This window comes from Paenibacillus sp. FSL H7-0326 (assembly GCF_001955535.1).
GTDB lineage: Bacteria > Bacillota > Bacilli > Paenibacillales > Paenibacillaceae > Paenibacillus > Paenibacillus shunpengii.
Window position 1 is genome coordinate 843,493 of sequence record NZ_MPVN01000002.1, and the last position, 25,191, is coordinate 868,683.

The window sequence follows — 25,191 nt, forward strand, 5'->3', positions numbered from 1 at the left end:
TTATGGCATAAGCGATTGTGCCCGCGTCTGCGCTTCTTTCATTATGGTGGTGACGTCATCACTGGATTGAATAGATTTCTGCACAGCCTCCAGCAGGATCGTCTCGATCTGATACCAATTCGCTCCTGGATAAGACACCCATGGTGTAAGGCGGTCCAGCTGCTCCAAATTAGGCTTGATCAGCGGATTCTCTTCCACCCAGCCTTTTAAGTACTCCTCATCCTCAACAATGGACGGACGAAGAGGCAGATAGCCAATCTCGGAAGTAATAATGGTATAGCCGCGCTCACTAGTCACAAATTTGAGGAATTTCCAGGCAGCCTGCTGCTTCGCTTCATCGTCAGACAAAATAAATAATGCACTGCCCGAATTGACTGGTGTCGTCGGTTTGTTATCAAAGGAAGGCATAGCTGCCGCCTTGAGCTCCCAGCCGCCAGCTTCCGCCGCCGAGAGAAATGCACTCTGCAGCGCACTCGTGAACAGTAACATACCGACCTGTCCCTGGCTGAACGCCTCCATGACCTCGCTGTCGTTCAGCTTGCTGCCCGCGCCGCTCGTAATCATGTCCTGCCACATTTCAACGGCGTGAATCGCTTCCGGACTATCAAAGTGCAGGGTGGTACGGTCATCGGAGAGCACTTTTCCACCGTTGCTTCCAATCAAGGCCTGCACGATCCAGTCGTTCCCGATCGATCCGCCGATGTGGACACCGGATGCGTCTGTAGCTTCGGCAATTTTGGCTGCATATTCCTTCACTTCCGCCCATGTAGCCGGCGGCTGCTCCGGATCAAGCCCTGCCTCTTCAAACAATTTGGCATTATAAAATAAAACAGGAGTACTGAATGTAAAAGGAAGACCGTAGGTCTTGCCGTCCAGCTGTCCGAGCTTCAGACCATTGGGCGAGAATCCTTCGAATGTCTCCGCAAGCTCGTCCGCCGGAACAATATCCTCAAGCGGCTTTACTCCGAAATTGTTTGCAAAATAATCAAGACCGTCAAAAGTAAGCTGGGCTACGTCTGGGGAAGAACCGGCTGCTATATCGGCCTGGACCTTGGCATTAATGTCTGGTGAAGGTACGGGAATGCCTTCTACATCAATATCCGGGTTGGCTGCTTCAAATTCGTCGATCAGCTTCTGGGTTCCGTCCTTTTGTGATGCGGTTGCCAAGTTGTAGCTGTAAAATGTAATCTTCGTTTTTTCCCCTGCACCCTGTGCGCTGTCCGCTCCAGTTGCAGCTCCAGCCGAATCTCCGCTCGAAGCTGAATTACCGCACGCAGCCGTTGCCAGAATCGTTAATAACAACAGCCCCGCTGTCCACATTTTTTTCTGCAGCATGGAACTTTCTCCACTCCCTCTAAGGTTTATAGATGAACTCGTGATTAATCCTGATGATGCAGCTGAGGCGGATACGCCATGACATCCGTAACACCATCCAAATGGATGACTCTATAAGAAACGCGGTCCTCATTCACTGTAACCCATAGGATGAGATTGTCGTCAGCCCGTCCGATCCCATGGGCACCTGCTCCGGTGCGTCCCAGCTGAATATAGGTGCGGTTCGCATCAGCGGTATACTCCAGTGTGTGGAAATGCCCGGCAAACATGGTGTATTCCCGATCTTGCAGCATCGCTTCAAGACGCGCAAATTCTGCGCTGTCTGCTTTCCAGCCTGGCTTATGCATGCTGACGAAGGTATGCTTCACGTCCTTGTTGTCCTCTAATACCTTTTCAAAAAAGGCGAGCTGCTCAGCACTGATGCCAATGCCTACCTTACCCATGCTCTGCAGCTGCTCAGGCGTAAGTCCTTTTGTGATCTCCTCGTAAAATTCCTTCATATATTCCATCGTATGCTCAGGATCCGCATGCACTTTTTCCGTTGAACGCTTGATAAGCTCAATCATTTCGTCCGGCATTTCTTCAAACGGATCTTCGGTATTCAAGGTAAGAAACAGCTGGTCCCCTGCACGGAAAGCATAGTATTCATGCCCCTTGCGCTCACGCCATACATCAACCATAGCCTGTGTGCCGAAATCATGATTTCCGATCGTTTGGAAGAAGGGTAAGCCGGTTGCCTCGATCTGGGCATCTATGTAATCCCATTCCTCGCGCGCCTTGTCCGCATCCTTCCAGTAGCCCTCGACCAGGTCACCCACAAACAAGACAAACTCTGGATTTAGATCTTTGAGAAGCTCAAGTCCTTGCTCGAATACACCCGGGGTCATCATCCCGCAGCGGTCGCCCATCACTGCAAAAGAATACTGGGCTGGCAGAGCTTCCGGCAGCTGTCCAAACCAAGGGCGCTTGCTTGTCTCTATTCTGCTTCCATCCACAAACACTTCATTACGCTTGCTGTTCACTTGAGTAATCATTGTTGATTCTCTCCTCTCATATTTCGACTCAACAACAGTATGCAGGTTGTATGTAAGTTGTGTGTTAACCTAATACACCACTATTGTTAAAAAATAGCGATAAAAAACGAGCCTGCTATGGGCTCGCTGTGGACAACTATATAATTCCATTCATTATTAACGTTTCGTACGTGGCTGTATAGATCCCCATAATTTCGGATCTTGCTGCATCTAAGTCTCCTTTTACAAGGGCTTCATAAGCCTTTTGATTCGATTCCAGCGATTTGTAGGGCTGATGATGAGGAAACTGCTTGCGATAGGAGATCATTCGGTATAGAAATTTCCCTTTGGTTTGTTCCAGAACACCCAGCATATGCTGATTGCGGATCGTATAAATCATCGTTTCCACAAAATCCAGGTAGCTCACATAATAGCCCGGAATATCGTTGGAATCCTTAGCCTGCTGCTGTCGTTCTAAATGCCTTTGCAGCTCCTGAAGATCGAATTTCAAATTACGTCTTTCCACCGCATTGATGACATACAGCTGCAGAGAAATCAGGACTTCGAGTATTTCCGTATATTCGCGGAAGCTGATTTCCTTAACCAACACGCCGCGTCCGCGGAATGATTCGACAAAGCCTTCTGTGACCAATAATGAAATAGCAGCTCTAATAGGCGTTCGGCTCATGCTTAGCTGTTCCGCAAGGTCGTTCTCGGAGAGCAGGGTTCCTGGCATGTACTCTGCAAATATGATTCGGCGACGTAATTCCTGATATGCTCTTGTTTCGAGTGTAGGGGAAGACATTTCCTCACAATTCCTTTGCTTTTTTTATTTTATGTTAGCAAAATAGACCATTTTTGAAAAGAGCAGACGGTTTGGCTAATATTACATTACCTTTTTGATTATATTCAGACTGATTACTTCACACGTGACACGATCTCGGGCTCAATCTTCCCCAAGCTTACTCCGTATTTCCATCACTCCATCTCTCACCCGGAACTGAACCTCGCCCATTACATCTGTGCGGTAAATTTCCGAGCCGTATTGCTCCAGTCTGTCTGTTACCGTAGGATGTGGATGTCCATACGTATTGTTGACTCCGGCAGAAATGACCGATAGCTGCGGCTGCCAATAGGCAAGCCATTCCTCGGTGGTGGAGGTCTTGCTCCCATGATGCGCTACTTTCAGGACATCCACCGGACTCATAAGCTGCGGCTGCGGCGATTGCTGCTTCGTTTGTGCCTTTGCCTCTACGTCTTCTCGTGATGAAGCAATAGTAAGCTCTCCTGCATCCCCCTTGTGAGCCGGATCTTCATGACTGTCAGGTTCACTCTGTCTTCGCAGCCGATCCAATATGTCCAGCTCTGCCGCTGCATCAATATCTCCCGTAAATAGGAAGGAGCGCTCCTCCATATCGAGCTTAAATACAACCGAATCATGATTCTGTTCCTCTGATACAGGCAAAGGCTTCTTGTGATCTGTCTCAGACTGTATCTCCTCAGGGGGAGCTTCTGGAGCCATAAAGGTAAGCCTCGTATCCTTGTCCGGCTCGTATACCATTCCATCATATGCTTCATATAGACGAACTCCTTGATCTAGTGCTGTCTGCAGCAGCTCATGGAAGGCTTCTTTATCTGTCATCCGACCATTGAACATAAATGTCGAAACAGGAATATCCTCTAGCACAGCCTGCAATCCCCCTGCATGATCATGGTCGCCATGGCTTAGGATCACAGCATCGAGCTGCTGAATCCCTCTTTTTTTCAGCAGCGGCACAAGCAGAGACTCCCCTACCTCATACGGATCTCGGCGCTGCTTCCAGCTCTCCTGCTCTCCAAACTGAATTGTGCCCCCACCATCCACCAATATATGCTTGCCCGCCGGCGTTGAGATAAGGATGCTGTCGCCCTGCCCAACGTCCAGAACCGCTACAATCCCCTCGGAGGCACGATAAGGTCCCTGGTAAGAAATGAACAGCCCAGCACACAATATTACACATAGACCTGCCAACAGCACCTTGTGAAAAAAATGAAAGGGAGCACGAGCATAATACCCTGCCCCTTGAGGTCCGAACACGCTCTCCAGCTCGGGCCAGGCTGATGAAATTTGCAGCGCATCAATCGCTCCTTGGAGCCGGGTTTCACCGCGAAGAAAGAATGTGCCTTGCTCTCGTGGTGTGAAGCCTACAGCATGCTGCCCCCTTGAATAATGAACTGCGTGATCTGCTGTTAGCGGAATTGTATCATCTTCACGTGGCGTTAACGGCTGCCTGCTGGTTCTCCATTCTTTTAGTAATAAGAAAACAAAATACAACACTACGTAATATGCTGCTACCGCCATAAAATGAGGGGTTACCCAAATGAGAACAAGTCGCTCAAAGGTGTTCAGCCAAACGACAAAGTCGAAGGTCAGACTATTCAGCCATTCTGTAATCCATACAATCGGCTTCGTCGCAGGCTCCCACAAGTAGACGAGAGCCAGAGCAAGGGTGCCTAACGGCAGTACAAGGAAGCTGATAAACCCTACGAGCAGAAAATTAGCTCCAAACGACAATAACGAAAATTGGTTAAAATAATAGACCGTCATTGGAAAAGACAGCAGCTGTGCAGCGATGGTTACAACCGCCGTGCCGGACAAGATCTTCGGCCACTTGGCAAAATGCGGAGTTAGCAGTGGAACGAAGATCATGAGACCGGCCGTTACCAGAAACGACAGCTGAAAACTCACATTGACCAGCATGTAAGGCTCTACCAGCAGCATAATAAGAGCCGTCAAACAGAGAATGTTCAGACCATCCTTCATGAAACCTCTTCTTGCCATGTACAATCCCAGCATCGACATCATTCCTGCCCGGACGACAGAAGGTGAAGAACCAGATACAAGCACATAGACAGGAACTAAAAATAAGGTGATCGTCAATGCTGTCTCCTTACTGAGTCTGCATTTGGACAGCACAAACAGCAGTGCCGATACGTATATGGCCACATGCATTCCTGAGATTGCGAGAATGTGCGTAAGTCCAAGCTGCGAGAATTCACCATAGGTATCCGGGTCTATTTCGTCTCCAATCCCGATAACAAGCCCTTTCATATAACCGGCATGCGGCTCCTCGAACATGGTCTCCATCCTGCCTCCGAGTTCTTCTCGCGCTGCATCGCTCCATCGTAAAATGACATGTCTATCATAGAGGGTATCCAGCAGGGCATGCTCGATACTGTCGATTCCTTTTGCTTTCACAAGCCAGTGAATTTGGTGCGTATGCAGATACTTTCTGTAATCAAAGCTGCCATAATTACGGGCCTCACCTGGAGCTTCCAGCGTACCGATCATTGTGAGTGTATCTCCTCGCTGCCATGCGTCTGCGATAGTTTGCTCCTGTTCTTCAAGCAGCCTGATCTGCACCTGAATTTTCTCATTTAACATAGGTGCAGCTTCTGTGGGCACATCATTTCCTTTACTAACTGATCCTTTATTCGTTCCTCCATACGCTCCTTCATTCATTGCCCCATCCGTAATTACTTCTGCTTCCTCATCTGTGCCCGTCTCGGCGGAGCTTTGCAGATTCGGATCTAGAGCTCCAATCTCTCTTGCCTTATGCGCAAGCAGTACAAACTGCACTCTGTCTCCATCCACCTCTACTTTGGATGCAATTGTACCTTGAAGCTCAACCGTCATTCCGGTGATCTCACCCTCCGGTTGTTCCAAGTAGGCGGGAAGCTCAGTTACGTTCTTCAGATCATTCCATTCATAATAAGTACAGGACAGAACAATGCTGAACATTAAGACTGCAATCAGCACTCCTCTAATTTCTATGAAGTAGAACAAAATACCGAGGAGCAGGGTGACACCAAGCACAATGGCATATAGTCTTAGCCCATCATATAGATGAGCTGCACTGCTTCCTACAATCCAGCAAGCACAAAATAAGGCAAGCGGTCTCCCCTTCAATGGATTCTCCCTCCTACAGCACAAAAAAGAACCTCGAATACGAGCCACATTCCCTTGGCTGTCTTCGAGGTTCTTCCTCTTCAATTTATTGTCTAGTACCTATACAATGAGTTAATCTGATACGGTCATCAGTGTTTCTCTTGGAGGTTCATATCCGCTAAGCGAACGGAACGCAATTCCTTTATGCTCCATCATCTGACGAACCTTGGTCGTATCCTTCGGATAAGGTCTATGAAATACAATTTCCGTAATCCCGCTGTTGGCCAGCATATTTGCACAAGTCCAGCAGGGCTCATCGGTTACATATACTGAGGAGCCCTCCCGATCGGCTCGGTCTGTAAAGAGCAGTAAATTCTGCTCGGCGTGAATGGTACGGACACAGCGCTGCTTCTTCACCATGACCTCCTTGCCATCCTGAATCGTAAGCTCATACGCCTCGGAGATCATACATCCTGCCTCTGAGCAATCCGGCACACCCATTGGTGCACCGTTATAAGCTGTACCAAGCAGCTTCTTTCCCTGTACGAGTACGGCTCCTACATGTCTGCGGGGGCATCTTGAACGGGTAGATACCATATAAGCGATATCCATGAAGTAAGTATCCCAGTCTTTTCTTATGTCTGCACACATCGTTCCTCACTACTCCTTAGACATTGATTACGAGTTATATTAATTAATATATAAGTAGGGAGACATTTTCTCCAGCATCTTCATGCCAATCCCTTTCACATTCGTCAAATCACTCGGTTTCTGAAAAGGTCCATGCTCAGTACGATAATCGATGATTGCCTGTGCTTTCTTCTCACCTATACCAGGAAGCTCCATCAGCTCTGCCAGCGCAGCTGTGTTAACAGCTACCTTGCCTTCAGCAGCAGAACTTGCCTCTGCTGACACTATAGTATCAGCGGCCGGCTCTGTATTTTTTTTCGCTTGTGAAGAGCTTACAGCCTCCCCTACTACGCGGTCAGCCTCTGTCTTCTCTGTTAATGAACCCACTTCCTTATCACTCACTACCTCTTTAACTTCGCTTGAAGTTACCTGTGCCTTGGCAGAAGGAGTACTCTCACTTACAGACTGCCCATCTACAGTTTGCTCACCCATACCCAATGAAGCTTCTGTCTCCGTACTCCCATCAGCTTCCTTCTCCTTGACCTCAGCTGACCCAGCTCCAGCCTCAGCAGCTTCGTTCCCTTCATTTACGGATAGAGCAACTCTGTCACTGATTTCGGTCCATTCCTCCGTTCCGGAATCTCCAGATCCTCCAAACAATATGAGCGCGCTTGCAGACAGAGCTGTCAAGGCTATGGCAATGGTTCCTCTCTTCACCTCATAAACCTCCTAAACTATTGTGACATTGATGTAAAATTTGTCGTCATGTAGTCCAAGACCTGGTGCATACACTAAGAAGAACGTAAGCCTGCGTAAGTACCGTAAAGCAAGAAAGGGGGAACCTCAAGATGTTGAAGGTTGGATTTATCGGAACCGGCAGCATGGGAAGTTTACTCATTAACGCCTTCCTTGCTTCCGGAGCACTTGACGCTAGACAAATCGTGGCAAGTAATCGGACACATGCCAAAGTTCTTAAGCTTTCATCCATCTATCCGGGTCTGAAAGCTGCTGAAACGAATCAGGAAACAGTCATGAAAGCAAACTTTATCTTCTTATGCGTAAAGCCGCATGAATTCAAAGAAGTTGCTCAGGACATCAAGCCCTTTATCAAACCGGAGCATATTCTTATTTCGATTACAAGCCCGGTTCAAATCCGGCATTTGGAGTCTGTACTGCCATGTAAAATTACGAAAATCATCCCTAGCATCACTCATTTAAGAGGAAGCGGGGCATCTCTATGTATTCATGGAAATCGAATGAAGGATGAAGATAAAAAACGGGTCGAGCAGCTGTTCTCCTATATCAGCAGACCGGTCCAGGTAGAAGAAACTTTTACCCGGATCAGCTCTGATCTTACCAGCTGCGGACCCGCATTCATCGCTTTTTTTCTGGAGCAATGGATCCAGGCAGCTGTGCAGCATACCGGAATTGATCACGAGGAAGCCACTTGCCTGGCCAGTGAAATGCTCCTTGGAACAGGTAAGCTGTTAACAGAAGGAGCCATGACACCGTCACAGCTCCAACAACGTGTTGCCGTCCCCGGCGGTATTACCGCCAAGGCACTGAATTTACTGGATTCCAACCTAGCTGGCGTATTCGACCAATTGATCCAGGTTACGCATGCAAAATACGAAGAGGACCTGGAACAGCTGGATGCCGAATTCGGAGCGGGTGAGATTAACCGGCAACAATATTAACAAGCTTGCCTGGTACAGCAATCACTTTACGGATTGCTTTGCCAGAAAGTGCTTCTTTAATGGCAGGCAGCTCTAAACTATGGGCTTCAAGACCTTTGGCATCAAGGTCAGCTGCAACATGTGCACGCTGAACAATCTTACCATTGATCTGAATTACAATCTCAACTTCCTTATCTACCGTGAGTGATTCATCGTAGTCCGGCCAAGCAACATAAGTAACGCTCTCTTCATGACCAAGGCGGGACCACAGCTCTTCTGCAATGTGCGGAGCGAGTGGTGACAAGAGCTGAACAAAGTTCTCCATTGCTTCGCGCGGAAGACGCTCTGCCTTGTATGCTTCATTAATGAAGATCATAAGCTGACTGATCGCAGTATTGAAGCGCAGGTGCTCCAGATCGTCCGTTACCTTCTTAATCGTCTTATGCCATGTACGCTTGAATTCCTCGGTACCTTGATCACCGATCTTCTCGTTCAAAGTACCATCCTCGTTGATAAACAGGCGCCATACGCGGGCCAGGAAGCGGTGTGCGCCTTCAACGCCATTTTCGTTCCAAGGCTTGGTCGCTTCAAGCGGTCCCATAAACATCTCATAAATACGCAGTGTATCCGCACCAAAGTTATCAACGATATCATCTGGATTAATGACGTTACCGCGGGATTTACTCATCTTCTCGTTATTGGTTCCAAGAATCATGCCCTGGTTCACCAGCTTGTGGAAAGGTTCCTTCGTCTCGACAACCCCCAGATCATACAGCACTTTGTGCCAGAAGCGGGCATATAGCAGATGAAGCACGGCATGCTCTGCTCCCCCGATATAAAGGTCTACCGGCAGCCATTCCCGCTGCTTCTCCTTCGAGACAAGCTCCTTGTCATTGTGAGGATCGATGAAGCGCAGGTAATACCAGCAGCTTCCCGCCCATTGCGGCATCGTATTCGTCTCACGACGAGCCTTCATGCCCGTCTCCGGATCTACGGTATTAATCCACTCAGTTACATTAGCAAGCGGAGATTCTCCTGTACCGGAAGGCTTGATTTGCTCTACTTCAGGCAATAGTAGCGGCAGCTGATCCTCAGGCACAGTCTTCATCGTTCCGTCTTCCAAATGCAGAATCGGAATCGGCTCTCCCCAATAGCGCTGACGGCTGAACAGCCAGTCCCGCAGGCGGTAGGTAACTTTACCTTGACCTTTGCCGTTCTCTTCAAGCCATGAGATCGCAGCTGCAATCGCTTCTTCGTTATGCAGACCATCCAGGAAGCCGGAATTCACGTGAGCTCCGTCGCCTGTGTATGCTTCTTGTGTTACATCTCCGCCGGATACCACCTCAATAATATCAAGGCCAAACTCCTTGGCGAATTCCCAGTCACGGCTGTCATGACCCGGAACGGCCATAATTGCACCTGTACCATAACCAGCCAGTACATAATCTGCAATCCATACAGGCAGTTTTGCCCCGTTTACAGGATTGATAACATAAGCCCCTGTGAATACACCTGTCTTCTCCTTCGCAAGATCGGTACGTTCGAGATCACTCTTCCGCGAAGCCTTCTCGACGTATGCTTCAACGGCCTCACGCTGTTCAGCTGTTGTGATGTCTGCTACCAGTTCATGCTCTGGAGCAAGTACCGCATAGCTTGCACCGAATAAGGTGTCTGGGCGGGTAGTAAATACAGTAACCCCTGCATCATGACCTTCGAGAGGGAAGGTCACCTCCGCACCTTTGGATCTTCCGATCCAGTTCCGCTGCATATCCTTGATGCTCTCTGCCCAATCCAGTTCGTCCAGGTCATCAAGCAAACGATCGGCATATTCCGTAATCTTCAGCACCCATTGACGCATTGGCTTGCGCACAACCGGGAATCCGCCGCGCTCACTCTTACCGTCGATGACTTCTTCGTTAGCAAGCACTGTTCCAAGCTCTTCACACCAGTTTACCGGCACTTCGGATACATAGGCCAGACCGCGCTTATACAGCTGGATGAAGATCCACTGTGTCCATTTGTAGTAATCAGGATCTGTCGTACTGATCTCACGATCCCAGTCATAAGAGAAGCCGAGTGATTTGATCTGACGGCGGAAGTTATTGACATTCTTCACGGTAATATCCCGTGGATGCTGTCCCGTATCAATAGCATGCTGCTCAGCAGGAAGTCCAAAGGCATCCCAGCCCATCGGGTGAAGCACGTTGTAGCCGCGCATTCTCTTGTATCGGGACACGATATCAGTTGCCGTATAGCCCTCTGGATGTCCTACGTGCAGTCCTGCACCTGAAGGATAAGGGAACATATCCAGGGCGTAAAATTTCGGTTTATCCGGATTTTCCTCTGTCTTAAATGTCTTGTTCTGATCCCAGTATTGCTGCCATTTCGGCTCAATTACCTGGGGATTATAGCCGTGCTTCGGCTGTTCTTTCTGACTCAATGTGCATCCTCCTCGTCATCATAACCAACTTCTCCACGCGATTACAGAATGGTTCAGCTAGTGTAACTAAATGAATTCTATAATCAAAAAAACCTCCGCATCCCATAGCGTGTCATCGCTAGGGACGAGAGGTTGTAATTCCCGTGGTACCACCCTAGTTAGCGGACAAACGTGCTTCGTCGTCCACTCCCTTAAGCACCCTGTAACGGCGGTGAACCGATGAGGCTTACCAAATGCTGAACAAATAGCTTAACCTCATATCTCCAAGGCGAGTTCATAGTGCTCCGGCAACCAGCTTGCACCAACCGCTGGCTCTCTGAAATACACAGGCGCTATTACTATTCCTCTTCATCGAAAATTCAATAATAATCGGGATCATTATACAAGATTGACAAGGATAAAGTCAAATATTGCGTTTTACAGCTTGATTTCAATCTCGCCTTGTGGTCAGTATAATGCCGTCTTACAGTGCCGTATCATCCACGCTGTCGAGCCATTCTTCAATCGTGCCGATCACCGAAGTGACACAGCCTTCTTCAAATGGAGAGATCAGGCCCGCGATGGCCACCAGCTCCGTAAAGGATTTGCTTCCTCCCTGACGACAGAGATTCAAATAATCGGCCCATGCCGCAGCATAATCCTCTCTCGAACGCTTCCAGAACTGGAATGCACAGATTTGAGCAAGGGTGTAATCAATATAGTAAAACGGAGAGCCGAAGATGTGGCCCTGCTTATGCCAGAAGCCGCCTTGCTCCAGATAACTGTTGTTCTCGTAATTACGATGCGGCAGATACTTCCGTTCGATCTCACGCCAAGCCTGCTTCCGTTCTGCTGGAGTCGCTTCTGGATTCGCATAGACAAAATGCTGGAATTCATCTACCGATACTCCGTAAGGAATAAAGATAAGGCCGCTTGCAAGATGCTCGAAACGGTATTTATCCACTTCATGCTCGAAGAATAGCTCCATCCACGGCCAAGTGAAAAACTCCATGCTCATCGAATGAATCTCGGCAGCTTCATGTGTCGGGAACATATACTCAGGAACGCCAAGGTCACGGCTCTGATACACTTGAAAAGCGTGGCCTGCCTCGTGGGTCAGTACGTCAATATCTCCGGATGTTCCGTTAAAGTTCGAGAAGATAAACGGTGCTTTGTAGTCTGAGATGAACGTGCAGTAACCACCGCTGCGCTTTCCTTTTTTGCTGACCAGATCCATCAGCTCATTATCAAGCATAAAGTTGAAGAACTCACTCATCTCCGGTGACAGCTCATCGTACATCTTCTTCCCGTTCTGGACAATCCATTCCGGGTCCCCCTTAGGCGTTGCATTCCCTGTAGGGAAGACTACATTCTCGTCATAGTAGTAGAGCTCGTCTACGCCAATCCGTTTACGCTGACGCTCCTTGAGCTTGGAGGCTACCGGTACGATATGCTCCAGCACCTGAGCACGGAATTTCTCAACCATTTCGGCGTTATAGCCAATACGGCTCATGCGGGCATAGCCCATCTCTACAAAATTGTTAAAGCCCAGCTTGATAGCCATGCTTGTTCTTACCTTAACCAGATCATCATAGATGCGGTCCAGCGTTTCCTCATGCTCGCTCATAAAGGCGGTACGTGCTTCCTCCGCCCGTTTCCGCATGGAACGATCTGTCGATTCGCCAAACGGGATAAGCTGGGACAATGTGCGCTCCTCGCCTTCAAACTCAATCTTGGCAGATGCAATCAGCTTGGAGTATTCCGTTGTCAGCTTATTCTCAAGCTGTAGATCACTAATGATGTCAGGGCTGAACGTCTTGATCTCGAGCTCGGCGAGCTGGAACAGCTGCTTCCCGAAACGGGCTTCGAGCTCTGGACGAAATTCAGATTGGACTAGAGCTTCATAGTACTCTGTTATGTATTTCTGAAACAGCGGTGTCGTCTCATCGGAGAAATCCTTCTCAGCCTTGTAGAACTCATCGTTGGTATCCACGGAATGACGAATGGACACAAGTGTCAGCTGTGTGGCTACGGCTCCTCTGAGCTTGTTGAGCTCATTCATCGCTTGGGCTTGATCGTCCGCGTTCTTCGCTTCCCGAAATACGGTAAGCAGACTGCCAAACTCTTGTTCGAACTGAGCTACATCCGGTCTTTCATAACGATATTCACTAAATTTCATCGACGTTACACCTGCCCTCTCTTGATTTTCCTACCCATTATATCCCAATTAGTTATCCAGTTCTATGGAGTAAATGAAATTAATTGATATGTGGTTAAAAAAGTGTGAAATATAAAGAGCACCTCCGCAGCTCGTCATCTCAAGATGATCCACACTGCAGCGGTGCCTTATTTTTTAGTATTTAAGCAGATTTTGAAACAGACTTCTTCAAATCAGAAAATAAGAGGACTCCTATAGAGGGAACCCTCGCTAGATGATCTAATATCTCTATTTATCATAGAGGCTTAACTGCAACGAAAAATAACCGCGAAGCGTCTTCCCCTACAGGCTTCCACTCAAAATCAGCGTAAATCTGTACATCAGAGAAGCCTGCCTTGTGCAGCTCCAGCTGCATCCACACCGGATCATATGCCCTTTGATTATGAATCTCCTCGAATCGACGGTACATATCCCGTCCACTCTCTTCGACTCGTGTAAATATGCTGAGATGGTGCTCAATCTCATACGTTGGACGATGGAAGTCACAGGTCCATATGTAAGAAATCGATTTTTCATCAAGCACAAAGGGCTGCTCCTCATCATAACGAACAAACGTATTCGGATGGTGCACATCAAACAGGAATACTCCGCCCGGCTTAAGACCGGCATAGGTTCTTTGGAATGTCCTTACGATATCCTCTTCTTTGAGCAAATAATTGATGCTGTCACAAAAAGAGATGACTGTATCTGCCTCTTCCGGCAGCTCCCAATCTCGCATATCCTGCTGAACCCAGCGAATGGTGCCTTCTCGGAAAAAGCGGTTCCCTTGCGGTGACTCGTCCAGCTTCTGGCGGGCAACAGACAGCATGTCTGCAGACAGATCGATGCCTGTCACTTCAAAGCCCGATTTAACGAGCGGGATCGTAATCGAACCGGTACCGCAGCCGAGCTCGACAATGCTCTTTGGTATGCCATGCTTCTCCCAAGCTGTTCTAGCAAACCGCAGCCAATCCGGATATGGCATATCTTCCATAAGTTCGTCGTATACATAGGCGAATTTCCGATAGGACATGTTTGACACCACTTTCATATGAAAACTTAGTGTAAAAAGCTGAAGTTAATAAGCGGGTTTGACTGGGTCCTGATGTGAAAAGGTGAAGGTTTATTCATTGAAGAAGTAAAGATATATGATGAAAAATGAAGAGGCTCGCGCTGCGTTCGCTTTTTGGCTGAATCTCTCCGGTTGACTTCGTCAAAAGTCGTTCTTCATCCAAAAACCTCACTACCACGTGAACCCATTTTTCAACAGACTTCACAAAAAAACTCTATTCCGCATCGTCTCAGAACAGACTCGCTTATTAAAAAACCTTTTTGCACCCAAGACGGGGCAAAAAGGGTGGGTGCTCCTGCTTCTATGTTTAGAGGCAGGAGCACCCATAAACACCCGTACATGATTTAGTGTGAAAGCTTCGCTTCACTCGAATCATGCAAGATCAAGTGCATGAAACTGAACAGACAAACCTATCAATGCTACTCAGGCAGGAACACTGTTTATTCAGCTGGCTTATCCTCGTGACCTGCAAGGTAAGTCCAGTTCTCTTTCTGCGTTACATGTCCTTCCTTCATCAGCTTACCAAGTGCGCGCTTAAACGCTGACTTACTGATGCCGAACTTGGACTTGATAATATCAGGTGGAGTCTGATCAGAGTATGGCATAGCTCCGTTAGGACGGTCCTTCAGGAAGGATAAAATGCGATCTGAATCCTCGTTCATTCCAATCTCTTTACGCGGAGCCATTCCCAGGTTCACCCGGCCATCCTCTCGCACCAGCGTAACCCGTGCTTTCACGGTTTCACCCAATCTCAAGAGACGGCTTCGCTCGGAAGAATGAATCATTCCGATTGCGCCGAAGCCAAGCACACCGCCATGCACCAGGACAAAGGTACCCATCTGCAGCGGCTTGTACACCGTGGCTTCAACCCACTCATTCATCCAGCTCGTCGGGGCATGAAAGGCTAGTGGTGCAAGCTCGCGCTCTCCGGCCAATTTGGCCCGAAGCCGGCCCTGCTTGTCATGCTCCATAATAACAAAAACCTCATCGCCAACCTGAGGATGAAGTTCTTTCATTTCCGGCAATTCGCGGATGGGAAGCAGCAGCTGGCGGCCCAGTCCCATTTCGAGAAAACAGCCTAGTCTTGGATGAACGTCTGCTACAACCAGCTTTGCCATCTCACCTAGGGTTAGGAAAGGCTTCTTCATCGTAGCCGCCAAGCGATCCTCTGTATCATAAAAAATAAACACTTCCAGCTGCTCGTCTACCTTAATCTCGCGTGTCAGCTCTGTATAGTGCAGCAGTACATCCTCGCTGCCCGTTGTCAAAAAATATCCATACGGCGACACTTCCCGGGCGACCGGGAGGGTAACGACCGTGCCTGCAATTAAACTCATACCGTATTCACCACTTTGGCATCGGACCAAAGTCTTTCAATATTATAATACTCGCGTTCATCGCGATGGAATACATGAACAACGACATCCCCAAGGTCCATCAAAACCCAACGGGCGGAGTCCATGCCTTCAATTCCGTTGATTTTTACGTTCTTCTCTTGCGCACGTTTACGAACTTCTGTCGCGATCGCCTGAACCTGTGTATCTGAGTTACCGTGACAAATGACAAAGTAATCAGCCACCAAAGAAATACCTCTCAGGTCCAGAGCAACAATGTTCATTGCTTTCTTATCGTCTGCCGCATCAATCGCCATTTGAAGCAATTCGTTAGATGATACTGTCATGGATCAACCTCCAATTGGATTCGTAAAATTTTGTGATACTTTTAATTGAGCAATGAGATCATTACGTGTAAATAAGGTTAAAGGGTAAATCACTTTCTTTAATGTAATCAGATGTGAAATGGTGCCGTCAAAGCCAGCGAGAAGTGCCTCCTCAAGGCTATGCTCCGCCAATTCGCGAATATTATTCACCCCGGGAAAATCACGCCCCGGCTCTATATAATCCGCAAGGCAAACCACCTTATCCAAGAGAGACATGTTGACTCTTCCAGAGGTATGCCATTTGATCGCATTCAGCACCTCGGAATCGGTCACCCCATAGTCCCGTTCGGCCACAAATGCTCCAACCTCAGAGTGCCACAGCTGTTTGTCGTGCAGTAACAGGTCCTGATTCAGTCCATTCTCCCGAATAACCTTCTCCATTTCATTAACCGGCCAGTACTTTGCAACATCATGCAAAATGGCAGCCAGATCGGCTTTGCGGGGATCAGCACCAAAGCGTTCTGCCAATATTACGGCTGTTTCCATGACGCCTTGTGTATGTTTCCAGCGCTGCGGCGGCATTTGCTCAGATACGGCCTTGATCAGATCATCTCGGCTCAGCTGCATACAATCCGCTCCCTGTAATATAATCAAGCACTGCTTTGGGTACCATAAACCGAACTGATCTTCCCTTCGCCAGCCTGCGTCTAATCCCTGTTGATGAGATTTCGACCTGCGGCATGTCGGCATGAAGCACATGCTCCTGTAAGAAATCAGGCAAATCATCGAGATGCAGCTCAAAGCCCGGGCGGCCTACTCCAATGAATGTGACCAGCTTCGTCAGATCTTCGATTCGTTCCCATCGTGACAAATAATTGACCATATCCGCTCCAATAATAAAATACAGATCGATGTCAGGATGCTGTCTTCGGATGATCTCCATGGTATCTACGGTATAGGATACGCCGCCGCGTATGATTTCGACATCAAGCACTCGATAATCCTCGTACTCTTCAGTCGCGAGATTCGTCATCTCAAGTCTCTGCTCTCCGGTAGCACCCGCGGCATGCTTATGCGGCGGAATATGAGATGGCATAAACCAGATTTCATCCAGCTTATACGCATCCTTAACCGCCTCCGCTGCCATCAAATGTCCCATATGAATCGGATCAAATGTTCCGCCCATAATTCCAACTTTCATGCAGTGAACTCCTTTTTGCACAATACTCGCTACCTTCGTATTCGTTACGGAAGTACGATTTGCTTGTTATCACGCGATTCTTTGTACAGTGTAATCGTGTTGCCGATAATCTGCACTATTTCGCTGCCCGTACGTTCTGCCAGCTCTTCTGCAATTTCGTGCTTATCATCCAGATTGTTATTAAGAATAGAGATCTTCATCAGCTCGCGCTTCTCAATCGCTTCTTCAATATGACGGAACAGATGCTCATTGGTCCCGCCTTTGCCGATTTGAAAAACAGGGTCCAAGTGGTGGGCCTGTGAACGAAGATATCTTTTTTGTTTTCCAGTTAACGTCATTATATTTGCTCCTTAAACTTTCATTTCGTTATCATCAACTCACGAGGTAAAGCTGGCGAGCACTGCCCTTCGCATCGCTTCTACAGGAGCCTGAACGTGCAGCCAGTGCTCAAACGCAATAGCGCCTTGATATACAAACATGCCGAGACCGCCGTGAATAATGCAATTTTTGTGCTTGCTGTCTGTCAGCAATTTGGTTTCCAGCGGGTTATAGATCAGATCACTGACGACGATCCCTTCAGGTATGTACAGGGTGCTGACCGGCGTTTGATCCGTATGAGGATGCATACCTACTGATGTTGTGTTGATTACGATATCGGCCTGTGCCAATACCTGTTCCGCACTTTCTATACTATACCCATTAACATTGCCGAGCACCTTAAAATCCTTGGCCAGCTCTTCCGCCTTCTCCGCTGTGCGATTGAGAATGGTTAAGGACTGAGGCCGTTCCAATAGAAGGGCATAGACGATTCCGCGTGCGGCTCCGCCGGCCCCAATGACAACCACATGCTTGCCTTCAATCGTGGGTACCGCTTCTTCCTTCAAGGAACGTACATAGCCGACACCGTCCGTATTATAACCAATGAGCCGGCCCTGCTCGATTACCACCGTATTTACTGCACCGATGAACCGGGCACTATCATCCAGTTCGTCCATATAGGATAGGATATCCACTTTGTGTGGAATCGTCACATTGAATCCGCGGAAATTCATCGCCTTCATTCCCATTACGGCTGCCTGGAGCTGATCCGTCTCCACATGCAACGGAACATAGGCCCCCTGCACACCGGCTTCCTGCAGTGCAGCGTTATGCATTGCAGGAGATTTGCTATGGGCAATGGGATTCCCGATAACACCGAGAAGATAATACCCGCTGATGGGGCGGGCAAGCTCTGTCGTCAAGTCCATATATTATCCATTCCTCCCATGAAACTCTTAAGGCACACAGCTCCAGGCTGCAGCTCAATTAGATCAAGGATGGCCGAACCATTACACGAACTCCGCGAGGCGCATGAACGGCGACAAGAGCTCCTGTCTGTCCATTCACTTTAATCCAGCCGAGACCAGAGATGAACACATCACTGCGGCTGCCTTTGGAAATACGGATGTCATGTCTCGTCCATTCAGGCAATCCCTCAAGACCCTCACGTGTAGGAGGCGATAACAATTCACCTGCATGATTCTCAAACAGCTCGTCCGCCTTCTCAAGCTTCGTGCGATGAATCTTAAGTGTGTTATTCGTATACAGAGTGAAGGATTGATGCTCTCCCTCAATAAAATCAAATCTTGCAAGTCCACCGATAAACAGGGACTGGCCGCTGTTCAATTGATATACACTCGGTTTAAGCGGTTTGTCCGGCATGATCGCCTGCAAATCTTTACGGGATACAAGCTCACTATAGCGCCAAGGATAAACGATACCCGGCGTGTCAATAATGGAAGCCCCATCATCGAGTGGAATATGCACCATATCAAGGGTTGTACCAGGGTATCTGGATGTCGTAAGCTCCTGCTCCAGATCACTGTAATCACGAATCAGTCGATTGATCAGTGTGGATTTCCCTACATTCGTTGCACCCACAACATATACATCCCGATCTCCACGATGCAGATTCACTGCTTCCAGCAAGTAATCAAACCCTTGATTCTGTTTCGCGCTGCAGAGTACGACATCCACGGTACGAAGCCCTTGAGCCTTGGCTTGCTGCTGCACCCAGTTACGTACCTTGTTCCAATTGGTCACTTTTGGCAGCAAATCCGTTTTGTTCACCGCGAGAAGCACCGGATTATTCCCTACAAAACGCTGTAATGCCGAGATCAAGCTTCCTTCGAAGTCGAACAAATCCACAATATGAATGACGAGCGCATCCTTATCGCCGATCTTGCTGAGAAGCTTTAAAAATTCATCCTGATCCACGGTCACAGAAGAAGCTTCACTGTAATTTTTTATACGAAAACAACGCTGGCAGATTACAGGATCACGATCCAGCGCTTTTATCGGAGTATATCCCGGCAATTCAGGGTGTTCTGTCTGCAGTGTGATTCCGCATCCACTGCATCTCCCTTGGCCGTCATGCGTATGATTCATTTTTTCTTTTCCTCCTCAAGCCATAAACCTTTCCTGCGCAGGCGAGACAGTGCAATCCGCTCAACCCGTCTATTAAATTTCGTCATCCATCCTTCGTCTGCTATTGCAATCGGAAGCACGAGGACGGTATACAGTCCCAGGCGATTTCCGCCGAACACGTCCGTCAGCATTTGGTCACCGACAACGACCGTTTGTTCCTCAGCCAAATTCATCATTTTCATTGCTTTGCGAAAAGGTATATTGGAAGGCTTTCTGGCCTCGTGAACGTATTCAATCTTATGGGGTGTTGCAAAAGTGGATACACGGGTCAGCTTGTTATTCGACACGATGACCAGCTTGAAGCCGGCATCTCTGACCTTCTCAAACCAAGCGATCAGCTCAGGCGTTGCTTCAGGAGCCTTTGCTCCGACAAGTGTGTTGTCAAGATCCGTTATAATTCCTCTGTAGCCCTGCTCATAGAGCGCAGCCAAATCAATATCAAATACCGTGTCAACCCTAAGCTTGGGCATCAACATTTCAAACAACATGTTCACCTCGTTTTTTCATACGACAAACTATAACATAATCTTTACGGTTAGTAAAAAGGCAAACGGGCACGGGGCGCTTACGCCCGTGCCGTTCTCAGCCTTTTTTTCATTTGTCCGGCAATCCGCTGGACGTCCTGCCATTCATTCTCTTCAACATGGCTTGGGCTGTACCTTGCCATCTCAAATTGCTTCAATAAGGAATGAAGCTCACCTGCAACTTGCGGCGCTTCAGACTCCCATCTTTGTACCGATTCTCTCAGCGTCTCATGCTCGGCCCGCTTGAAGCCCTTGCGCCTAAATGAACGTATCCATCGTTCTGTCTCAATGACCACCTTCTGGTCTGGGGTCAACGGCTTGCCAATTCGAAGCCTTAATAAATAGAAATGGAGAGAAAAACGATTACGCCACAGCATGTAAACAGCCCAAGCCGCAAGTACTGCTCCCGCCGCCCAAATTATAACTGGGCTTACCGTAAAGTCAGAGCTTTCTGTATTTTGCACAGGCTCTGAGAGCTCTTCTTCCTGCTCTGCTTCTTCGACCTCTGGTGTCTCTGCAAGATCCGGCTCTGCCTGTTCCGTCAGCAGCGGCATATTGAAGCCCGGAGTGGCTTCAACCGGAATCCAGCCATATTCCTCTCCAAAATATACTTCTGCCCAGGAATGGGCATCCGCATTGGTCACTGTATAAGACAGGGTTGGTGTGTTACCTGTTGCCTGCGACAATGCCATGTCCTCTCCAAAGGCTGCTTGACCCGGAGCATAACCTTTCACCCATCTTGCCGGAATGTCCAGAGAGCGTGCCATCATCACGAGAGCTGTCGAGAAATAATCGCAGTAGCCTTCCTGTATTTCGAACAGAAAGCTGTCAACAAAATCTGTACTTTGTTTCAGCGATAAATTGGGATTGTTTGTGTATGAGAAATTAGTTGTTAAATATTCTTGCAGTAAACCGACTTTTTCATACGGAGTTTCGGCTTCAGCCGTAATTTCCTCGGCGAGATTCACTACACGGTCAGGGAAGTTATTCGGGACCTGCAGGTAGTTATCGTTAACAGAGCTGCTGTACAGATCTTCGTGAGTCTCTCCAATCAGTCTTTCAACAGGAACGAGAGGAACCTCGGATACAATGGTATAAGTCGAAGGGTAGCTTAATTCTCTAGGGTTCGAATCCCAGTGAAGCTCAGCTTGTCCGCTCTTCCAATCCAGCTGGTTAAACTCTGTCCCGCCATTAATCGCCTGAACCTGACTAATCGCATAAGCCCCAAAGAGCACGGGGTAGACTTCATCATTCAGCATATTAACAGTCTGGGTTACCTCCCTGGTCTGTATAGAGCCTCCATTCCCGTTCTCTAAATCATTACCCGATTCGACTTCATCAAACTGCCTTCTTGAAGTGGATGGCTCTTCCCATCCCGTACCGGAATACTCATCACGAGTCTCCCCTCGCCAGTAGCTTCGCTCTGTCGTTGTAATCGTCATTACAGGAGAGTAGTCATAATTGAAGCCCCCGCCTAGGCTGTTATCCTGCCTGCTGTATCCGGATTCTGAGGCAGAATTGAGTCCACCTTCTCCCCCAGCAGTATTGATGGCAGGAATAACATCCCCTCGATAGTTAACCCACGCCGTATAAGGGTCCGTAAGAACTGGCGGAACTTCAGGCATATTAACTCCCGCAACAATAATCAGTACAAAGATAACGACCACATTAGCGATGACTTTGAGCGGATTCCGTCTGAGCCTTTTCCAGCCCTGTGGAAACTTAAGCTGGAACCTGCGCAGATGAAGGCACACGAGCCAGCCCATTGCGGCAAATACGATCCATGCCACCTCTTCCCACAGAACAGCGACAGTAAAAGAATCCAGGATACCCATTGCAATAATGTTAAGCCCAACAAACACAAGAATTCGCTTGGCATTCACAGCTAACCGAATAATGCATTCCAGCATCACCCAAGTGCTCAAGGAAAACCAAATATACGGATTGGTCGCTAGCACAAAATCAACTAGCCAGCTCGACTCTTCACCAGGGATAAAGATGGAGTAGGACGTTAGCACATAATATAGAATAAATAACAGAACAATTGCTTTAATGACAAAACGGTATGTCTGCTTAATTGGAAAAATAATATCCACAAGACTGATGCCAATCAGTGTCAGAGCCACCAAGCTGGTTGTTTCTTGAAACCAGATCGGCTCCGTATAAGTTACCCACTGCATTCCGATAATAACGATCCACAGTAGAGCAAATGCATTGTACCAGGACCCTACAACTTTGCCAGCCCATGCTCTCATAGACCTCCACCTCCCATCGCTGAAGGCAGCTCCTGCAAATCAGACACCGCATATCCTTTGATCCCGCGTCCACGAAGAAGTGTCAGCCATTCACTCTTATGTGCCTGGCTCGCACGCTGCTCGATACGAATATGAGAAGCAGTCATCCCGCGTGTGCCGGCATATCGAAGCGATTCCAGAATATTTGCATTATCCAGCGGCGAGATGAGCACAAAAAACGCGCCTTGCGGAAACGACCGAATTGAATCCTGAATGCTGGAGAGAAGATCACTTGTACCTGTATAATCCAGATCAACAAGATGCTGAATCATCTTCTGGCGTTCATTCTGACTGTCCGTAGGCAGGAACAGCTTGGTCTCCTCGCTGATGGTACACAGCCCCATGCTCAAGCGTTCACGATTGCCATATTCAAGGAGCGAGGCAGCAGTAGAGACGGCGAGTTCAAATTGCTCCGAGCTCTTGTAGCCCTCCTCAGTCGCATCTAAGACCAGAATCGTCTTCGGCAGCGACTCATGCTCAAACTCTTTGGATTTCCATTGTCCTGTCTTCGCAGTCGCATTCCAGTGTATACGAGATAATCGATCTCCATAGACATAATCTCGAACTCCATTAATTTGCGTCGTTTCTCTGCGGGACCGTGTGAGAGCAGCCTGCGGGCCTGACAGACGGGAATTTTGATCGTAGAGCTGCCAATATGGAATAAATACAGTTCTTGGCAGTACTCTGAAGCTGCCGTAGACGTTAAATGTCCCTTTATGCTCAATGAGACCGAAAATATCTTCGCTAATACATTCTGTTTCCATAAACTTGTATTTGCCACGCTCAAGCGGAGGGGTAAGAAAGACCAGTTTCCCGCTGCCCCGCATATTCGGAACGAGACTTTCTTCAAATGACCAGGATTCTCCGTTATGACGCTTGAGCACTTCTCTCACGATGACGTAAGGTAACGGCAGCAGCCCAGGAATTTGAAGGCCAAGCTGAACGTGCACCTGATCTCCTGCATGGAGCAGCTCTGTATGTTCTCCACTCGAGGTTAATTGCCGTGTTCCCACAGCTCTCCTTGCGCCTCCGAATTGGCCAATCAGCAAGTAAATACTAAGCAAGGTGACCATGCCAAACAGCATGATGGAGGTCTTACCTCCCTGAAACAATACATAAAATAAACATATGATCCAGACGAAGAGCACAATCCACGCTTTAGATTTCGTATATCGACCTGTGCGATAGCGTACTGACTTCAGCATAATAATCAGCGCTCCATCGATACAGGAACATGCTTCTGTTCAATGATTTGGGCGAGAATTTCTTGCTGGCTCATTCGATCCAATCTTGCTTCTGGCTTCAGAACAACCCGGTGCGAGATAACGTACGGAGCAAGCACCTTGACGTCATCAGGAATGACGTAGTCTCTGCCGTTCAAGAAGGCATACGCTTTGACCGCATTCATGAAAGCAATGGAAGCACGAGGACTAGCCCCGAGCAGAACGGAAGCATGCTCTCTTGTGCTGCGCACAATTCCAAGCAGGTAATCGGTCACAGCCTCGTCCATATAAACACTTCGAATTTCTTGCTGAACTTCGGCAATTTGATCCATGTGGGTAACAGGTCTAAGCTTATCTGCCGGTTGTCCTTGCTGATGCTGTCTCAATAGATGCTTCTCTGTTGCGGCATCAGGATAGCCAAGGCTGATCTTGAGCATAAACCTGTCCAGCTGAGCCTCTGGGAGCATATAAGTTCCTTCAAAATCAATTGGGTTCTGTGTTGCGCACATCATAAACGGTTTAGGAAGCTCATACGTGTCTCCATCGACCGTGACGCTTCGTTCCTCCATGACTTCAAGAAGGGCGGACTGCGTCTTTGTGGTCGCACGGTTAATCTCATCGGCGAGCAGTATATTGGTCATGACCGGACCAGGTCTGAAATAAAAACGCTCATCCCTCGGATGGAACACGGATACCCCCGTTATATCACTCGGCAGGATGTCAGGATTACATTGAATTCTGCGGTATTCTCCCTGCATGGAGCGGGCTAACGCCTTGATCAGCTGAGTCTTCCCCGTCCCTGGAACGTCTTCTATAAGAACATGCCCTCCAGCCAGCAGTGCTGTGAGCAGTAATTGTATTTCAAAAGATTTGCCTAATATAGTAGATTCGAGATTCGTTTTAACTTCGGATATGATCTGCATCGATTCCTTACTTAAGGGCATGTACGTATGTACCTCCTAATAGGCAGTATATTTTCCTTTTATTGTACATGAAGTGAGTAGGCAAAGTACAATGTTTGCTCTACCTTTTTTCATATTGAGATTGCTAGATTTGAGACTAAAGGGTTTTCTTGTTCGTCTAACCCCTTAACCCTGAGCTTCGATAGTGTAACTTACTCATCCTTGTTAAGCAACAAAAAAAGATGAAGCATTCTTACGATTGCCTCACCTTAGTTTATAAAGGATCTTATTTTATTAACCTCAGCCCTTCGGCTTAAAAAACAAGGCAGCCAGAAAGGAGAAGATAATTGCTGATGATATACCTGCACTGGTGAGGTTAAACACCCCTGTGATGACCCCGAGCCATCCATCCCGCTCCAGTTCGGTCAGCGCTCCATGAACAAGCGAGTTGCCAAAGCTCGTAATCGGTATCGAAGCGCCGGCGCCGGCGAACTTCACTAAAGGATCATACCAGCCCACCGCATCCATAACTGCACCTGTTACGACCAGTGTGCTCATCGTGTGTGCTGGAGTCAGCTTGAGTACATCGAACATGAGTTGTCCGATCACACAGATCAGTCCGCCAATAAGAAAAGCCCATAGAAACTGCAT

21 protein-coding genes, 1 pseudogene and 1 other annotated feature are annotated in these 25,191 nt (G+C 48.1%); of the genes and pseudogenes, 1 reads left to right on the plus strand and 21 read right to left on the minus strand.

The window, feature by feature from the left end; all coding sequences use genetic code 11:
- The 6 genes from BK126_RS14835 to BK126_RS14860 form a co-directional block, all read right to left on the minus strand.
- Window positions 1-1,335, minus strand: coding sequence for an ABC transporter substrate-binding protein (locus BK126_RS14835; protein ID WP_076313314.1), 1,335 nt, complete (start codon window positions 1,333-1,335; stop codon window positions 1-3).
- A gap of 44 nt (window positions 1,336-1,379) precedes the next feature.
- Entirely contained in the window at window positions 1,380-2,369 is a 990-nt protein-coding gene (locus tag BK126_RS14840) for a metallophosphoesterase family protein (RefSeq protein ID WP_076313315.1), read from the minus strand.
- 136 nt (window positions 2,370-2,505) lie between these two features.
- Window positions 2,506-3,153 carry a GntR family transcriptional regulator gene (locus BK126_RS14845; RefSeq protein ID WP_076313316.1) on the minus strand — a complete coding sequence of 216 codons (648 nt, stop codon included), beginning with the start codon at window positions 3,151-3,153 and terminating at the stop codon, window positions 2,506-2,508.
- A 141-nt stretch (window positions 3,154-3,294) separates the two neighbouring features.
- Window positions 3,295-6,297: a ComEC/Rec2 family competence protein gene (locus BK126_RS14850; RefSeq protein WP_143757725.1), complete on the minus strand. Its 3,003-nt coding sequence runs from the start codon at window positions 6,295-6,297 to the stop codon at window positions 3,295-3,297.
- Window positions 6,298-6,408: 111 nt separating this feature from the next.
- On the minus strand, window positions 6,409-6,927 hold the full coding sequence (locus BK126_RS14855) for a deoxycytidylate deaminase (RefSeq protein ID WP_076313317.1): 519 nt from the start codon (window positions 6,925-6,927) through the stop codon (window positions 6,409-6,411).
- Between the two features lie 39 nt (window positions 6,928-6,966).
- Window positions 6,967-7,623 (minus strand): ComEA family DNA-binding protein, encoded by a 657-nt coding sequence (locus BK126_RS14860; RefSeq protein WP_076313318.1) that lies wholly within the window; start codon window positions 7,621-7,623, stop codon window positions 6,967-6,969.
- 116 nt (window positions 7,624-7,739) lie between these two features.
- On the opposite strand from BK126_RS14860, the pseudogene comER reads away from it, so the two are divergent.
- Window positions 7,740-8,603 (plus strand): annotated as a pseudogene (gene comER / locus BK126_RS14865) (late competence protein ComER); the annotation flags it as partial.
- Here comER and leuS read toward each other — a convergent pair.
- The 15 genes from leuS to spoVAE form a co-directional block, all read right to left on the minus strand.
- A complete protein-coding gene (gene leuS / locus BK126_RS14870; protein ID WP_076313320.1) occupies window positions 8,584-11,022 on the minus strand; it encodes a leucine--tRNA ligase in 2,439 nt (812 codons plus the stop codon). The pseudogene comER and the gene leuS sit on opposite strands and share 20 nt — an antisense overlap.
- Window positions 11,023-11,139: 117 nt before the next feature.
- Window positions 11,140-11,383, minus strand: a binding site (T-box leader).
- A gap of 102 nt (window positions 11,384-11,485) precedes the next feature.
- Entirely contained in the window at window positions 11,486-13,180 is a 1,695-nt protein-coding gene (locus tag BK126_RS14875) for a M3 family oligoendopeptidase (RefSeq protein ID WP_076313321.1), read from the minus strand.
- Between the two features lie 274 nt (window positions 13,181-13,454).
- Window positions 13,455-14,231, minus strand: coding sequence for a class I SAM-dependent DNA methyltransferase (locus BK126_RS14880; protein ID WP_076313322.1), 777 nt, complete (start codon window positions 14,229-14,231; stop codon window positions 13,455-13,457).
- Window positions 14,232-14,710: 479 nt separating this feature from the next.
- Window positions 14,711-15,607 carry a CvfB family protein gene (locus BK126_RS14885; RefSeq protein ID WP_076313323.1) on the minus strand — a complete coding sequence of 299 codons (897 nt, stop codon included), beginning with the start codon at window positions 15,605-15,607 and terminating at the stop codon, window positions 14,711-14,713.
- On the minus strand, window positions 15,604-15,951 hold the full coding sequence (gene rsfS, locus BK126_RS14890) for a ribosome silencing factor (RefSeq protein ID WP_076313324.1): 348 nt from the start codon (window positions 15,949-15,951) through the stop codon (window positions 15,604-15,606). Before rsfS ends, BK126_RS14885 begins: the two co-directional genes overlap by 4 nt.
- 3 nt (window positions 15,952-15,954) lie before the next feature.
- Entirely contained in the window at window positions 15,955-16,557 is a 603-nt protein-coding gene (yqeK, locus tag BK126_RS14895) for a bis(5'-nucleosyl)-tetraphosphatase (symmetrical) YqeK (protein WP_076313325.1), read from the minus strand.
- Window positions 16,538-17,131, minus strand: a complete 594-nt coding sequence (locus BK126_RS14900; protein WP_076313326.1) for a nicotinate-nucleotide adenylyltransferase — start codon at window positions 17,129-17,131, stop codon at window positions 16,538-16,540. Before BK126_RS14900 ends, yqeK begins: the two co-directional genes overlap by 20 nt.
- A 44-nt stretch (window positions 17,132-17,175) precedes the next feature.
- A complete protein-coding gene (gene yhbY / locus BK126_RS14905) occupies window positions 17,176-17,469 on the minus strand; it encodes a ribosome assembly RNA-binding protein YhbY (protein WP_047910772.1) in 294 nt (97 codons plus the stop codon).
- A gap of 39 nt (window positions 17,470-17,508) precedes the next feature.
- Window positions 17,509-18,378, minus strand: a complete 870-nt coding sequence (aroE, locus tag BK126_RS14910) for a shikimate dehydrogenase (RefSeq protein WP_076313327.1) — start codon at window positions 18,376-18,378, stop codon at window positions 17,509-17,511.
- A gap of 58 nt (window positions 18,379-18,436) precedes the next feature.
- Entirely contained in the window at window positions 18,437-19,558 is a 1,122-nt protein-coding gene (yqeH, locus tag BK126_RS14915; protein WP_076313328.1) for a ribosome biogenesis GTPase YqeH, read from the minus strand.
- Complete coding sequence (locus BK126_RS14920; RefSeq protein WP_076313549.1) at window positions 19,555-20,082, minus strand: YqeG family HAD IIIA-type phosphatase; 528 nt, start codon at window positions 20,080-20,082, stop codon at window positions 19,555-19,557. Before BK126_RS14920 ends, yqeH begins: the two co-directional genes overlap by 4 nt.
- Before the next feature lie 80 nt (window positions 20,083-20,162).
- On the minus strand, window positions 20,163-22,376 hold the full coding sequence (locus BK126_RS14925) for a DUF4129 domain-containing transglutaminase family protein (RefSeq protein ID WP_076313329.1): 2,214 nt from the start codon (window positions 22,374-22,376) through the stop codon (window positions 20,163-20,165).
- Window positions 22,373-23,620 (minus strand): DUF58 domain-containing protein, encoded by a 1,248-nt coding sequence (locus BK126_RS14930; protein ID WP_083655890.1) that lies wholly within the window; start codon window positions 23,618-23,620, stop codon window positions 22,373-22,375. Before BK126_RS14930 ends, BK126_RS14925 begins: the two co-directional genes overlap by 4 nt.
- Before the next feature lie 5 nt (window positions 23,621-23,625).
- Window positions 23,626-24,582: an AAA family ATPase gene (locus tag BK126_RS14935; RefSeq protein WP_076313331.1), complete on the minus strand. Its 957-nt coding sequence runs from the start codon at window positions 24,580-24,582 to the stop codon at window positions 23,626-23,628.
- A gap of 258 nt (window positions 24,583-24,840) precedes the next feature.
- Window positions 24,841-25,191: a stage V sporulation protein AE gene (spoVAE, locus tag BK126_RS14940; RefSeq protein WP_047910767.1), complete on the minus strand. Its 351-nt coding sequence runs from the start codon at window positions 25,189-25,191 to the stop codon at window positions 24,841-24,843.